The sequence below is a fragment of the Lactiplantibacillus sp. 7.2.4 genome, from assembly GCF_018991185.1.
GTDB classification, from domain to species: domain Bacteria; phylum Bacillota; class Bacilli; order Lactobacillales; family Lactobacillaceae; genus Lactiplantibacillus; species Lactiplantibacillus pentosus.
Genome location: NZ_JAGYGS010000077.1, coordinates 1 through 13,979 on the forward strand (window position 1 = coordinate 1; position 13,979 = coordinate 13,979).

The following is a 13,979-nucleotide window of genomic DNA, read 5'->3' on the forward strand; positions in this document are numbered from 1 at the left end:
ACACAAAAATAAAGCCCATTCTATCAGATATAAACTAGTAATACCATTTGTGTTTTCTAATCAAGTATTTATAATGCTAACTAATACTGCCGTATATTAATGATTCTACCAAATCAATTTTATTTCACAATTAATACACACACGAGCCTTGCAATGAGTGGGCTGAGACTGACTAGCGAAGTTTAAGATTAAACGCCCGGTTGCAACATCTCTCTCAATCTAATCCAACGTAATCCGGGGACGAACTTTCTAGCAAACCATTTTACTAGCTACCATTTTAAGTCTTTCGATTTATCAGCCCGCCATTTTTCACCTATTCGGCGAACCACCCGATCTAGCTCATCCAACTTACGTTTCCAAATTCACTATCCGACTACTTTTTATCAATGATACTGCGTTTTTAGTTATCAAAAACCGCAGAAATTCACATCACCTATGAATTTCTCGCGCATAATGATTCTTATGATCCACCTTGATCTCCTGAACCACAACGTTAATTAACCAGAATCTGGCGGCATTCATTTTTAATCAAATTTGGATTCTTTCAATCGATAGGACCTCTTCTTAAAATAATTTGATGAGTAATGCGGCTCAAAAAAGAGCGTTTTCGAGCGATGAATTAAGAAATTTGACAATTTTTTTGAAATTTGTTCCGTTATCCAATTTTTTCCGGCATTTAACAACTCGTCGTGCATATAGCCACTATAAACGTTGCTACAACTGCATTTGTCAGTTTAAAAATAGCGAATTTGTCGTTTATGACCATCAGTTGTTGATAATCCTAGGATTATTACTGCTTGGCAAAACAATCCAAGCTACTCTTTTCATACAAAACGGGGTTAAACTGGTCAAAACAGGTAATGCATATTGACATTGAACTTTTCATGGTATACACCTTACAAACGGTTGATTTTCGCATTAATACGTTTTAATAACTGGTATAGCGGGATTTGTTTCCATCTAAAAATCCGATAAACTGAGCTCGTCAATTAGATTTTTATTATCGTATGGTTAATGTATTTCTTGACACGTAAAACGCTTTCAATTAGCCTTACATTATAAAGATGATTAGATGTCAGTATGTCAACCACGCATGGAGGCGAATAAAGATGAGACAAATGAACCGCGATGTCACGACCAATTACAAGATGTATAAAAAAGGCAAAATCTGGCTATTCAGCGCAGTTACACTTGGCGCCGGTGTCCTTAGTATGACTACCGTTGCCCAGGCCGACACACAAGCTACGGTTAATTCCACCTCACCCACAATTACGGCGACCACCAGCCATTCTAGTTCTACGCCAACCGTCAATCACGTGACTTTAACTACTGATTCCGCAATTACAGCACCTACTTCAACCGCTGACACGACCGAAACTACCAAGTCGACACTGGCAACTTCAAGTACAGCCAGTTCGACCGAGACAGAACAAGTCGCCAGCACGGCTACTTCCACTGATTCCGCTCAAACTGCTAGCAAAGATGATTCAACTGCGGATACCACACTTGCTTCTAGCACTGCTAGCTCGGCTGCAGACTCGACACAAGTTGTCAGTGAAGCCAGTTCGACGGCCGATTCTTCAGTAGTTACCAGTGAAGCTGGTTCGACGGCCAATTCCGACCAAGCTGCCAGTGAAACTAACTCGACAGCGAACTCTGATCAGGTTACCAGTGAAGCCGGTTCGACGGGCGATCCCGACCAAGCTGCTAGTGAAGCCGGTTCAACGGCTAACTCCGACCAAGCTGCCAGTGAAGCCAACTCATCAGCCGATTCTGTTTCTTCACAAGCTATCAACGAAGTAAACTCGGGGGCCGATTCCACACAGACTGCCAATGAAGTTGAATCGACTGCTGATGCTTCAACAGTTTCAAGTAATGCAGCTTCGACTGCAAATTCATCTAGAGCTTCGAACAAGCCGACTTCTTCTGCGAATACAGTCAAGTCGTCAAGTTCATCGTCAGCGAAAAAAGCGACCAGCACTTCAAGTAAGAACGTTGTCACTAAGAAATCGTCTCAAAAATCTTTGGCAGAACTATTAGGTTCGATTTTCTCCGATGAACGGCTAAAACAACTTGGTATTGATATCGAGTATATTCATGAAAATAATGCGTTGGGAATTGCCTCACTGTTCCATATTTTCGCAAGTTACACGACCCTTAATGCCGATACCAATGGGAATATCGCCACCATCGAATGGATTTCAGGCGAGACAGACTTTGGAACTCGTAACTATGAGAACGATTTATACTATATTGCCAACCTACTCGGATCACTCTTAACGAACTCATTCCGTGGTAACAGTAATCTCGTTCACGTCGGCGATGCTGTTTCAGTGGGGTCTGAAAATGGTCAAGCCGTTATCAACGGTGTCACATTGAACAACGTTACTGACGACCAGGTCTTCAAGGATAGCGACGGAAGCGTGTATATCGATATGGCTGCCTATTTCGACTTACTCCGCGAAAAAGCAGCTTACTATTATGACCAGGCAACCAGCGATGGTATCACCTATGATTTCTCTGATATGAATAACCGGACCATCGACGTTTCAAAAGCTTATGAAAAGGCCGCCGCAGATGGTGAAAAGTATATCTATGCCAACATCCCATTGAGTGTCTTACAAGCTTCACAAAGTTTATATATTCTTGGCGTTGAAACGGGTGGACCGACCTTCATTATTAATGTCATCGATGATCTGGATGGTGTCGCAGAAGGGGCCCAAGTTAACCTTGAAACCAAGACAGAGATTCAGGTAGATGGCGAGTTTCTCTCATCTTCTGAAAGAACTGAGTTTGACAAATCTGTCATCCTCTGGAACTTTGGTGACGACCACTTGAAGTACAACTTCGTCATGGCAGGAAGGTTTGTCGGCTCAATCCTAGCTCCAAATGCCGAGATTATCGGTAATGTCAACATTGACGGTAATATTATCGCTGACCACGTCTGCATCAACAATGGTGAATCTCATCGTTTTGATCTACAGAACCCTGCTGAGCCAACCAATCCGGAAGTACCTGGGAATCCGGACCCTTCTGACCCAACTGAACCGACCGACCCCGAAGAACCTACTGACCCTGAAGAACCGACCAATCCGGAAGAGCCGACTGACCCCGAAGAACCTACTGACCCTGAAGAACCGACCGATCCGGAAGAGCCGACCGATCCGGAAGAACCGACTGACCCCGAAGAACCGACCGATCCGGAAGAACCTGCTGACACTGAAGAACCTGCTGACTCCGATGAACCAGCCGACTCTGATGAACCAGCCGACTCTGATGAACCAGCCGACTCAACAGAATCAACTCCCCTTCAGTCAGCAACTGCTCCCGCTGTATTTAACCAATCAGCCACGAGTGAACGGCTTGTCACAACGGTTAGGCGTGCAGATGAATCAGTCGCAAACACCGATACACCAACCGACACAACCAGCAGTGTCAGCACACCAACCGCCGCAGCCAAAGTTGCTAAGGCAACGGCCAAGGACACTTCCACGCCCAAATTAGGGGCAATTCTTCCACAAACTGGCGAGAATACGCCACGAACAATTACAGTTTGGGGACTAGTCATTCTTGGATTAACTGGAATGTTCGGCTTATTGACAACCGCATTCAAGCGTAAAAAAGAATGACAACCCGATGACAGCCAAGGTTGTGGATTCACCAGAATGATTGCTGCGTTGCTAATGAACAAGCACTGACGCCATGAGTTCACATTCGTCCACCATCACACGGCTAATCCAACATGGACACATTGACGTTTGACGTCAGCTATTAAAATCAGCATTTTAATATCCGCTGTTGATAATCAAACAATCTTTGATTACTGACAACGGATATTTTAATTACTCGTCGCGCCACACATTTACACCAAACATAGCGCTAATCAATTAGCAACTATTGATGACAAGCAATTTTGGGCTACTTGTCTTTAACTTTAAGACCAACCACAACGACAGATTCCATTCCAATGATTGGGTTAATCAGTCCACATTATTTTGAAGAAATAAAAAAAGTCCGGCCGAAGCCGAACCATTTTAATAAATATTACGTACAACCAATCGATTCACACACTCATCCATCTTAAATCTAAGCCACTATTCAGACAAGCTTCTGAAATATTGCTTCAAATCCTCGCGTGTCGCCGTTGGCAGTTGCGTATAAGGTTTGTCTTCAATCGCGCCTTGCAGCGAATACAACAATTGGATGCAAGCGTGCGGATTAACTTTCTTAATGGCCGCAAACGCATCCTTGCTACCCATGGTCGAGAGTTGCTCAGGCGACGTAATCGCGACTGCTTCTAACTGCTTGGCTAAGGTCGGTCCAATGTTGGGTAATTTGGTTAAGGTTGCCATTTGACTCATTTCCTTTCAACTTCTGCTATCAGTTTATCGTAATCGACGCTAACCTTCAACAATCAGTTCCGCCACGAAATCCGTGTCTTCAATCGCATAATTGACCTGTAATTTATCGGTCGTCAACTGTTCAATACTGCTTAAGCCATAACCCAAATGACCAGGTTTGGTGGTAAACCGACTCTTTTTGATCACCGACAAATCCAAAGTCTCATCATTCAGAATTTGATTTTGAACGGTAAAACTTACCGTGTGCTCGTCCTGATTGGTTACCGTCAGCTTGACTTGCTGGTCCGCCCGCAATGCGGCATCAATCGCATTATCAAGCAAGTTGCCCAGAATCCGGACGACTTTAATTTGTGGGACGTTGGGTAATTCAACATCTTCTAAAATATAGACCAGCAGATTAACGTGTTGCGTCATCGCCGCATCGTGCTTGGCATAGATCAGCCCGCTAATGGTCGGCATAGCCAAGCGACTCAGGCTTGCGAGTTCTGACTGTTGATTCAAGCGGACGCTGCTCGGCAAGACTTCCGTTTCAAAATACTGTTTAAGCCCCGGCATATCGTCATTTTTAATAAACGAAGACAAGCTGAGTAAAACGTTTTGATAGTCATGCTTGAAGAGGTGTAAGTCGCGGTTGTGGTGACTAAGTAATTCGTTATAATTGGAGACTTCTAATAATAATTGGGCGTCATTCAAATGACTGTTTTTATTATTAATTAAGTATAGGCCGATGATGCCAAAAGTGACGCTGGCGGCAATCGCCATGTAAGTCTGCGAATTGACTGTCCATTCCATCGCAAAAACGTACGCAATCACGTAAATGATAAAGAATAACAGCACGAGCAAATAATCACTCGCGTCAACCCGTGCCCGCTGCAAAAAGTCAGCTGCCGAAACCCGCACTAACCAGCGATGCGCCATGAATGCCAGAGCCAAAACAATTGGCAAGTCGACAATCACGGTGACCAAAATATTTAAATCCGCCGTGATGTCAAAGCCAATCGCCTGCCGTAATAGCATCGGTGCGGTCGGTGCCATCAGCGCTTTAGCCGCAACCGCAATCACGGCACTAATCAGCCGTTTGACCGCGTTTAGAAAAATTGCAACCGGTAACATTAGTAACCATTTTGTATATAACAGACGTGAACTCATGAACGTATTCACCGCGACTAAGGGAATGATCCAGAAAAAGACCAGTGGCACGTGCGGAAAGAGCAGCGTGCACCCCTCACCAAACGCCTGCACGAGCAAAATCAGGAGGACCCAGACGATGCTGATGCGCCAAGTGACATATTCTCGAAACGCAATCATTAGAAATAACATTTCAAACAAGCCAGAACTTAGAGACAATACGAAGAAAACTATTGCCATACAACCACCTCTCAATGGATTAAAATCTATTTGTTAAGTGAACTTCCGAACGTCTAATGTCAAAAAAATATCACAATACTGCTTACTATTGTAAGCGTTTTTCTAAATTTTGGTCAGTATGGGCGCTCATTAGTTGCGATAATCTCGCAAAATCAGCAGACGTGAGCTTCAAACGCAGCTCGCCAACTATTTTTTAGCCTACCTTTCACGGCTCAGGATGTCAATAACTAAAAAGCGCTCGAACACTGAATTGACAATGTTCAAGCGTTATTAGTTGCAATTGAAGCAAGCATATTTTTTCAGATTTAGTGGCCAGACTATTGTCTGATCGATTCAACACCAACTAGTCGTGCCGACCACGCCCGCCACACCGGTATCCAATTCATTGTTTCGCGAGCAATTCACTTCCTGCGCCTACCAAAAATCTGCACTAGAATGTTCCCGGTGGACGCTCACCAAATCAGTACCTTCATTAATCGACAGGGTCCAATTAATAGGCGCACTGTAAAATCACTCACGGCGTATCCTGCAACGTCCAATTAACGGATCCACTATAACTATCGACTTGAACGCTCGGCTGGACGTCTAGTAAAATCCCTTTGCTGGCTGACCAGTCGCTAGTGGCAGTCGTCGCGGTCTTGCCCGCCACTTTACTGCCGGAAGCGACCGTCACAGACGTATTCGTCAAGACTTGTTTGGTACTACCGTTTAGATAAATCAGATTGCCGCTAAGGGTCCTCGTCGCAGATTTCATCGCGGTCGCCGTTGCGCGGAGATACCAAGTTGAGCCAGTCTTACGCGTATCGTTGACGACAATGTTCCAACTACTCGTCGGCTGATACAGGGTCTCCTTGAATGGAATCGTCAAACTTCCAAACGTCAGGCTGGCTGGGGGTGTGCCGAGACTCAAAGTGCCATCGCACATGGTGACGGTAATCGTCTTGGCATCCGATTGTAGTCCGGAACTCCCCTTACCATAGACGTTGATCGTGGTACTGCCGCCAACTGCTAACGCGCTTAATTTGCTAGCTAGACCCGTCTCCTGAGTTGCATAGGTAATCGTATCGGTCGCACTATCCGGATTGGTCGCAACGATGCCTGCTTGCTTGACCAACCACGCGACCACCGCCGAGTCACTCGTCAACGAATCCAAATCACCTGGATAGACATCCACAGCCGTCTTCGAACTCGTGATATTGAGTTTCTTTGGCGTCACAGTGGCCGTCGCCGTACCATTGTCACCAGTCACCTCATCCACTTCAGTCACTGTCACTGAAGACAACGAACCTAACGCCGTCCCGAGATTCAAGGTATACGTACCGTCACTACCGACCGTCGTTGTCACGCCATTAACGTTACTGCTGATGGTGTTGCCGGGGGTCCCAGTCCCTTTGATGACCGTATCAGTAGAATAGAGCGTCCCGGTAATTTTAGGCGACAGTGTCTGGGCAGAAAACTTACCGACTTGATACGTTCCTTCTTGCCCATTCACGGTAATCCGGAAGCCGACATAAATCGGGAGTGCGGTCTTGATATTTTGAAAATTGACCGCTAACGTCTGGGTTTGTTTGGATGAACTGATACTGAAAGAATTACCGCTCCCAAGACTTGCTGGCGTAGTCGTCATTAACGTCGTCCCGGTAAAACTGTCACTCGCTGGCTTGGTCATAATGTCATAGTACGCCTTAGTTATCGTTGACTTACTGGATCTTAAGCCAATCGTCCCACTCATGGTGACCGTCATCTTGGTCGTCTGCTTCGTGATTCGGCCATTATCGGCATAATTGGCGGTAATCGCTGACACGGACGGATAAGTCGACAACCCTTCATCGACGTTACTACCAACAACGTTCCCATTTGGGGTTACCTGAAAGGCGGCATTCGACTTCACATCCGTCATCTTATCCGTTAGGGTCGCCGCACCAGCATTTAAACTCAGCCCACTTAAGATTAGAACCAGACTGAAACCAGCTAGCCATAGTCCTTTCATAATTTGTTTAAACACCAGCGTCACCCCCAAACTGTTCCTTTAATTGCCGGTAAAGTGCGCCCAGCAGCGTTCCGGCTAATAAACTCATGCCAGCGAGTAATCCCCATAAACTGGCGCGCTCACTGGTTTGCGGTAACCGCCCACTCGCCAAGGCTGTCGGCCAGCCCGCAATCGTGTTCGTTGGTTGACCTTGACGCGAAGTACCGGTCGTCGGCTGTGTCACTGGAGATTGTATTCCTGGCCGCTGTTTCGTCGTTTTGAGAACATAGGGCCGTCTGCCATCCGGAATATCGCGCGCTGGAATAATGCGGTCAGCGTCATACGTCGTCTCATAAAAGCCGACACTGATCTCAGTTCGCCCCTGAGTACCCGCCTGAGCGGACAGTGGCCAGCCTAGCACCAGCACAACGCCTACTATTAATCGCCATCGTTTAATCGGCATGACCCTTCCCCCATTTCCATACACTTTAAACTATGCACGTCGCCGTTTACGAATCTTTAAGAAAATCAAGACGCCAATCAACCCAATAATCAGCATACCTAGCGCCCCAAATAGAATGAACCACCCGACATTGATGCCGGAATTATCCACTGACGCTTGGTTGTACTTATCCGCAGCGGCCGTACTGATGACAAAATCCTTGTCAAAGACCCAGCGATGGTCCTGATTCTGCGCCACTAAATGAACATGGTAGGTGCCGGCCTGTAACCGATTCGTTCCCGTCAGAATCGGCACTTTGTAGACGGAATTAGGCGCTAACTGCACGTCCTTTTGACTAAAGGTCTTCACCACTTTGCCGCTATTCTTGCTGGTCAACTTCGCTTTGAGCGTCAGCTTGGGCACGATCACCGCACTGACATTACGTAGTTGTGGAAAAATCCCTCGCCGGTAGTTTTGCATCCCGGCCGTGACCGTATCTAGCTTCAATTGTGGCGCCGGCAATTTGCCCATCGTGTACTTCAGACCGATAACGTAAGAGTACTGATTGGCAATGTTCATCGATCCCTTCACGTGTCCCGTGACTTTATTGCTGACGCGTTTGAAATACCAACCACCGAGTACCACGCCATTAAACGCAGCTTTCGGCATCTTGATTGTCGCCGTCACAACTTTGGACCCATTCGCTGGAATCGTGACCGTCTTCGGGCCGTCAATCGTCGTCAATTGTGACATCCGATATTTCAGTGAGGGGTCAAAGCTTTTGGCTGGCGTCACGTATTCAATGATCCCATTACCATTCGTGTAGGCGGTATGAATCGCCGTCTGAACTTTGATTTCAGCATTGGTCACGTTATAAATCGTCGTTTGAATTTTTTGCTGGCGTCCCGGCGTCATCTTTAAATCAAAATACGATTGATGCTGATCAAGCTGATTACTAGGAATTTTAGCAGCGACACTAAAGCCAATGTCATTGCTTTGACTCGCTTGACTACTAGACTTGCTGCTGGCATCCCCCGCCGCAAAACTCGTCACGAGCCCAGCTTGTAACCCCAATACCAAGCAGGCCAGCGCGACCATGATTCGTTTCATTAATTGCATCCTTTCACCCCCGACACTCGCGTATGTACATGGGGCGATTGTCACCGTCCCATCGACCCAGTTATTCAGCTGGTAAATCGCTCAACGTCCAGTTCAAGTTACCGCTGTAGGTCTGAGCTTTAACCGTGTTCGCTTTGATATTCAACGTTAAATTGCTTGGATTTAATTGACTGACGGTCACCCCGGCACCGCCGCCTTTAGCTGCATTCAAAACGGCACTCGAACCCACTGTCCCGTTCAATGCCACTTCAGAAGCAGTCGCAACGGCACCGTTTGCATCGGTACCACTGTTGGAAACGTCACCCTTAGGCAAGCTCAGCGTCGCACCTTTCGCCGTTGTACCGTCGACACCAGTCAAATTAGACCCCGTTACCGTCAGCTTCCAGCCGGCGTTAGTCCCACGAACGTCCGAAACTTCGACAACCATGTTGCCCTTCCATAAATTGGTGTTGGCACTCGTCAAATCCGGCGTATACTGTTGGTCATTTAAAACGTCGATTTCATGCGTCCCATATCCTAACGATTTGGAGACGTAAATCAAAGACAAGTCTCCACCAGGTGTCGCACCGTTATTATCATCACCACCGGTACTTGGTGTGTTCGGGTCGGTCGGGTCAACTGGTGTGACGGTCGACGTACTCTTCGTGAATTCCGCTTGCAGATTCGTGCTCCCACTCCGGTTTTCGGCGGCGTTTGCCACAATCGGCATGCTCCCTGCAACTAATAAGGTGCCTGCCATTAATAAGTGTCCTAACATTGACTTCATAATATAAAATCCCCCTTTTTCATTTACCAGCGCTTGTTAAGCTTTCATCAACTAAGAACGGTGGTCATTATAAATGCGACTGATGTAATTTGATTGGATAACTAACTGGCACTTAACTTCGTGGCAACCTCCCCCAACAATCACTAACCATTAATTAATTTATTTAAATGCCGACTCCTTTGACCACATTTTCATTATATCGAGCTTCAACACCAAGGCGCTAATAATACATAACGTTAACTATATTTACAAACCGGGCGGGTTCGTGTAAGCGTTATCCTGAGTGCTTTTATCGGGTTACTTAGTCGAACTTCCTTTGCGAGGGTTGGTGCGAGATTAAATCAATAATTTTGTTTTTGGGCGGTGTGATGGTCAAACAGATTCATAATATTAGTGGGGGGACTCGTCAGTTAGCTGTCAAAATTGTAAGGCGTACAAGCTACCAATCTCAGTGGAAAATTGGGCGCGACAAACAGGCCACACCAACTAGCCGTGACCTGTTCAAAGGCTAGCTGTAATGCTGCCATATCGACAATAAATGGTCTGAATATTGAAAATGGCGCCAACAGCTTTTAGCCATCAACGCCAATGATCAGTAACACTTTAATTAAGCTTTATCTCACGACAACCGATAATTTTCGGCCACACTGGGTTCAACCGCGCTAAGTCCAGCAGTCGATTCAACTCTCATCAATCTGGTAACAAAACAAAGCGCTGGTGCCCGTCCTGACCGTCTTCCAGCCACTGGTGGCAGCGTGGGGCATCTGAAAAATGCTGCTGACTAACTTGGTCGTCTAGCAATTGCCCGGCGCTAAAAGCTTGGTTCAAGACTTCTGCCGCCCGCGCCAACTGATCAACCGTGGCATGACTAATCACAAAGCCGTTAATTCGCTTCTGCGCCATGTAAAAGGCCCGCACGCCAAACGTGAATTGATCGTCTTTCGGCGCGGTAATCAGCGTGACTTCACCGCCCAGTCGTAGCAAGTCCAGATTAGTCGCCAATGCGACCCGGCCAGACGTATCGATAACATGATCAAACGTCCACTCGTCACGCACCAGCTGGTCTTCAAAGCCAGCCTGATAATCGTAACAAGCTTGACTTCCAAGTCGTTGGCATTGGTCGAAGTCGCGGGCTGCGGACGTCGTGACCACCGTGACGCCGGCAGCGGTCGCTAGTTGAATCAACTTGCGGCCGACGTTTCCAGCGGCCCCTTCAATGAGTAACCGCTGACCAGCTTGAACCTGCATCACATCGTGCAAGACGATGGCCGCGGTCGCTGCCGAATGCACCGCCGCAACCAGTTGCAAGCCGTCCACACCATCTGGCGCATGGTACAGCCGGTCAACTGGCACCGCCACATATTCAGCCGTGGCACCCATCCGACCCTCGTAGCCCATTGAGTTCGTCCAGACTCGGTCACCAACTTTAAAATCCGCTTGTGAACTTGCGACCACGCGACCAACTAAATCCCGCCCCGCAATATGGGGTGTCGCTAATGGCGTTTTAAACGCCCCGCTACGCACGAACGTATCCACGTGGTTGACGGACACCGCGGTCACCCGTACGAGGACGGTCTCCGCCGTTGTTGTGGGTCGTTTCACCTCAGCGACATGCAACTTATCCGGACCACCAAAATCATCAAAAACAACTGCCTTCATTACTGGTTCCTTCTTCATTATCTGCGACCTAACAAGTCAAATTATCTGCTGGTACCCCTTGTTCAAACGCCGCCAGCACTTCGGCGCCCTTGGCAATTTGCACCGCATTGTCCAGCATGTGCGCATTATCCTTGATGGAGATGCGCCCCTGGTCGTAGTCCATTTGAATCCCGTCATTAAAGAAAATCAAGTCGTAAGCTGAGGTCCACAATGCCAACTGCTGGTTATTGTCTACAGCGACATCATACTCTGGATCCGGCTGGTCGAGCACGATCAGCGTAAATTTCGTCCCAATACTGCAGGCGCCACCGTGCAACGAATACTTGCCCCCACCATCGTCGGTCACTAAGACGAACTGTTTATCCGCAAACCCCTTAGCAGTCAACAATGCTTTCAAACGCGCGCTAATTTTTATTTGTGTCATTGTGATGATACCCCCACGATTATAATTTTATATGTGATTTCATTCTTTAATTATATGCACAACGTCTCACAAATGACAGCCATAAGCCTGAGAGCGACAACTTATTTAGGAGCAATCCGATACCGCAAAATCGTTTTCAGCCGCTCAGGCGCCACCCGCCGCGCATCTGAGAGGTAGATTTCCCGATGGATTTTGCTAATACGCTGTTGATTTTCAGCCGCCACTAATTCGTCAATCTTGGCAAAACTAGCCGGTTCATCATCGTAAGCCCCCACATGCAGAATCTGTGCGACCGACATGGCGTCAAAATGCAAAATCTGAATCTGCTCAGTCGGCAACTGTTTCTTCGCTTTAACGGCCGCCAACGCTGGTTCAATCAAGTCTTCAGGAACAAAATCAGGAATCCGAATCATGATGTCATAACTGAATTCATTTTTATCTAAATGGTCGAGTTGCTGCCCCTTTTCAGTTAGTGACCAGACGCCTTCGAGTGGAAAGACGACGTAATCGTCAAACTCGCAGGCCTGAGTCTGGGCGTATTGTCTGTACGCACTTTTCAGGCCGTATGCCGCTAGATACAGGGTCTGTAATTGTGCCTGAAACGCCGGACCGTTCGGGTTCCCAGTCCCGTGTAACGCCATAAACGTTTGTGCTGGAATCGTCAGTAATTGTGCTTGTTTTTTCGTCGAATACAACGTCTTTTCTTGCTTCCGCCATTCATACTTCATCGACACTCACATCCTTTTGAATTAACTACGCTACCATTATACTAATAAACCAACCCCAACGACCGTTAACCTGACCTCCTTTTTGCTGGTCTTCAGTTACAAAAATCTGCCACATGGCGCTGGCTAATTTGCTATGAATTCTGATCAAAGCGTGCCGGTTGGTGGATTCCTGTTCGTCAGCCGATGCGCGCCTTAGTCCGACTTCCGGGGCCGGCTGACAACGCTGGAACAGGGCGGACATCGATTTGAACTCACGCAGCAACCCACTGCGCAATTTCAAATACGAGTCTTCTTCTAGCCCGGGAAGTTCACCCGGACAAGAAGAATCTCGCCCTTGAGCATTGTCCGCCAGCCCCTCCAGTCGGGAACCCGCTCGAATGGCAGATGAACGGCCACCTATCTTGGAACAACTGAACGTTTAACATTAGGTGACTGAACCTTCATGCAAACTTTGAACTAGCATCTATGACGCTTTATTGAACTTCAATACCTATCCAATATAAATACTGATATGATTCCTGAAGATTATTGATCAATTTAAATGGACACTATTCTTGAAGTTAGCTGACAAATTTGTCATCTATTAAAAATTTATGACATTTACATTTTAAGTGACTAGAGAAGATTCTGACAACGTTCAGTAATGCTGTTGACTCCTATAATTAGAACACGAGTATGATAGGTTCTATCAGAAATTGATCTCACAGTTTATTGCCAAAATGGCTGTTTACTAAGAATCAACGATCCTCTCATCAAAAATTGAGTCCACACATGTCCGCCTTTCGAATACTGTCCCGGCTGGAAGGTATTCTGGGCAAGGCTCAGTGATTCCCAGAGTGTGAGGTTCAGACGGGTTGAGACTGAGGATTAGCCTAGCTAGAACGTTAAGCGGCGAACTTCCGCTTGGCGTTCTGGCGTAGCTAACCGGAAGTCCCAGTCTGACCAGAACACGTTTCATCCATATCGCAGGCAACGTGTAAGACCAGTATTTAAGACGTGGGTTGTCGGCTTAAATCTGTGTCCACCACGTTCCGGCCATTGCCTAGAATGCCTGAAAGCCGGCGTAGGACGGCGCCACGACTGCAAGTTTACGGTAACTTGCACTGTTTCCAGCGGTTCTCAGCTGGCTGATTTTGACCTTGA

At 47.0% G+C, this 13,979-nt stretch carries 10 protein-coding genes; 1 reads left to right on the forward strand and 9 read right to left on the reverse strand.

All coding sequences use genetic code 11. The features are described 5' to 3' along the window. Nucleotides 1–1,109 precede the first annotated feature (1,109 nt). Nucleotides 1,110–3,629 (forward strand): collagen-binding domain-containing protein, encoded by a 2,520-nt coding sequence (locus KGF70_RS15255; protein ID WP_216786489.1) that lies wholly within the window; start codon nt 1,110–1,112, stop codon nt 3,627–3,629. A gap of 465 nt (nt 3,630–4,094) precedes the next feature. Here the strand turns inward: KGF70_RS15255 and KGF70_RS15260 are convergent, their stop codons facing one another. The 9 genes from KGF70_RS15260 to KGF70_RS15300 all read right to left on the reverse strand — a co-directional run bounded on the left by KGF70_RS15260 (nt 4,095) and on the right by KGF70_RS15300 (nt 12,836). Beyond that, complete coding sequence (locus KGF70_RS15260; protein WP_253954884.1) at nt 4,095–4,361, reverse strand: TfoX/Sxy family protein; 267 nt, start codon at nt 4,359–4,361, stop codon at nt 4,095–4,097. 39 nt (nt 4,362–4,400) lie between these two features. Continuing rightward, entirely contained in the window at nt 4,401–5,729 is a 1,329-nt protein-coding gene (locus KGF70_RS15265; RefSeq protein ID WP_216769352.1) for a GHKL domain-containing protein, read from the reverse strand. Between the two features lie 514 nt (nt 5,730–6,243). After that, on the reverse strand, nt 6,244–7,734 hold the full coding sequence (locus tag KGF70_RS15270) for a cell surface protein (RefSeq protein WP_216769350.1): 1,491 nt from the start codon (nt 7,732–7,734) through the stop codon (nt 6,244–6,246). Continuing rightward, nucleotides 7,727–8,161 carry an LPXTG cell wall anchor domain-containing protein gene (locus tag KGF70_RS15275; protein WP_101872861.1) on the reverse strand — a complete coding sequence of 145 codons (435 nt, stop codon included), beginning with the start codon at nt 8,159–8,161 and terminating at the stop codon, nt 7,727–7,729. Before KGF70_RS15275 ends, KGF70_RS15270 begins: the two co-directional genes overlap by 8 nt. A 30-nt stretch (nt 8,162–8,191) precedes the next feature. Beyond that, nucleotides 8,192–9,259, reverse strand: coding sequence for a DUF916 and DUF3324 domain-containing protein (locus KGF70_RS15280; protein ID WP_050340104.1), 1,068 nt, complete (start codon nt 9,257–9,259; stop codon nt 8,192–8,194). A 61-nt stretch (nt 9,260–9,320) separates the two neighbouring features. Then, complete coding sequence (locus KGF70_RS15285) at nt 9,321–10,025, reverse strand: WxL domain-containing protein (RefSeq protein ID WP_050340103.1); 705 nt, start codon at nt 10,023–10,025, stop codon at nt 9,321–9,323. 690 nt (nt 10,026–10,715) lie between these two features. Then, the gene (locus KGF70_RS15290) at nt 10,716–11,684 is read right to left on the reverse strand and encodes a zinc-binding dehydrogenase (protein WP_216769347.1); all 969 of its coding nucleotides are present in this window, start codon (nt 11,682–11,684) and stop codon (nt 10,716–10,718) included. Between the two features lie 28 nt (nt 11,685–11,712). Continuing rightward, nucleotides 11,713–12,108 (reverse strand): iron-sulfur cluster biosynthesis family protein, encoded by a 396-nt coding sequence (locus KGF70_RS15295; RefSeq protein WP_216769346.1) that lies wholly within the window; start codon nt 12,106–12,108, stop codon nt 11,713–11,715. Between the two features lie 101 nt (nt 12,109–12,209). Further along, nucleotides 12,210–12,836, reverse strand: coding sequence for a GyrI-like domain-containing protein (locus KGF70_RS15300; protein ID WP_216769344.1), 627 nt, complete (start codon nt 12,834–12,836; stop codon nt 12,210–12,212). Between the last annotated feature and the right edge of the window lie 1,143 nt (nt 12,837–13,979).

Coding starts and splice junctions, on each gene's coding strand:
- KGF70_RS15255 (WP_216786489.1), top strand. CDS start 1,110: ATGAGACAAATGAACCGCGATGTCACGACCAATTACAAGATGTATAAA.
- KGF70_RS15260 (WP_253954884.1), bottom strand. CDS start 4,361: ATGAGTCAAATGGCAACCTTAACCAAATTACCCAACATTGGACCGACC.
- KGF70_RS15265 (WP_216769352.1), bottom strand. CDS start 5,729: ATGGCAATAGTTTTCTTCGTATTGTCTCTAAGTTCTGGCTTGTTTGAA.
- KGF70_RS15275 (WP_101872861.1), bottom strand. CDS start 8,161: ATGCCGATTAAACGATGGCGATTAATAGTAGGCGTTGTGCTGGTGCTA.
- KGF70_RS15280 (WP_050340104.1), bottom strand. CDS start 9,259: ATGCAATTAATGAAACGAATCATGGTCGCGCTGGCCTGCTTGGTATTG.
- KGF70_RS15285 (WP_050340103.1), bottom strand. CDS start 10,025: ATGAAGTCAATGTTAGGACACTTATTAATGGCAGGCACCTTATTAGTT.
- KGF70_RS15290 (WP_216769347.1), bottom strand. CDS start 11,684: ATGAAGGCAGTTGTTTTTGATGATTTTGGTGGTCCGGATAAGTTGCAT.
- KGF70_RS15295 (WP_216769346.1), bottom strand. CDS start 12,108: ATGACACAAATAAAAATTAGCGCGCGTTTGAAAGCATTGTTGACTGCT.
- KGF70_RS15300 (WP_216769344.1), bottom strand. CDS start 12,836: ATGAAGTATGAATGGCGGAAGCAAGAAAAGACGTTGTATTCGACGAAA.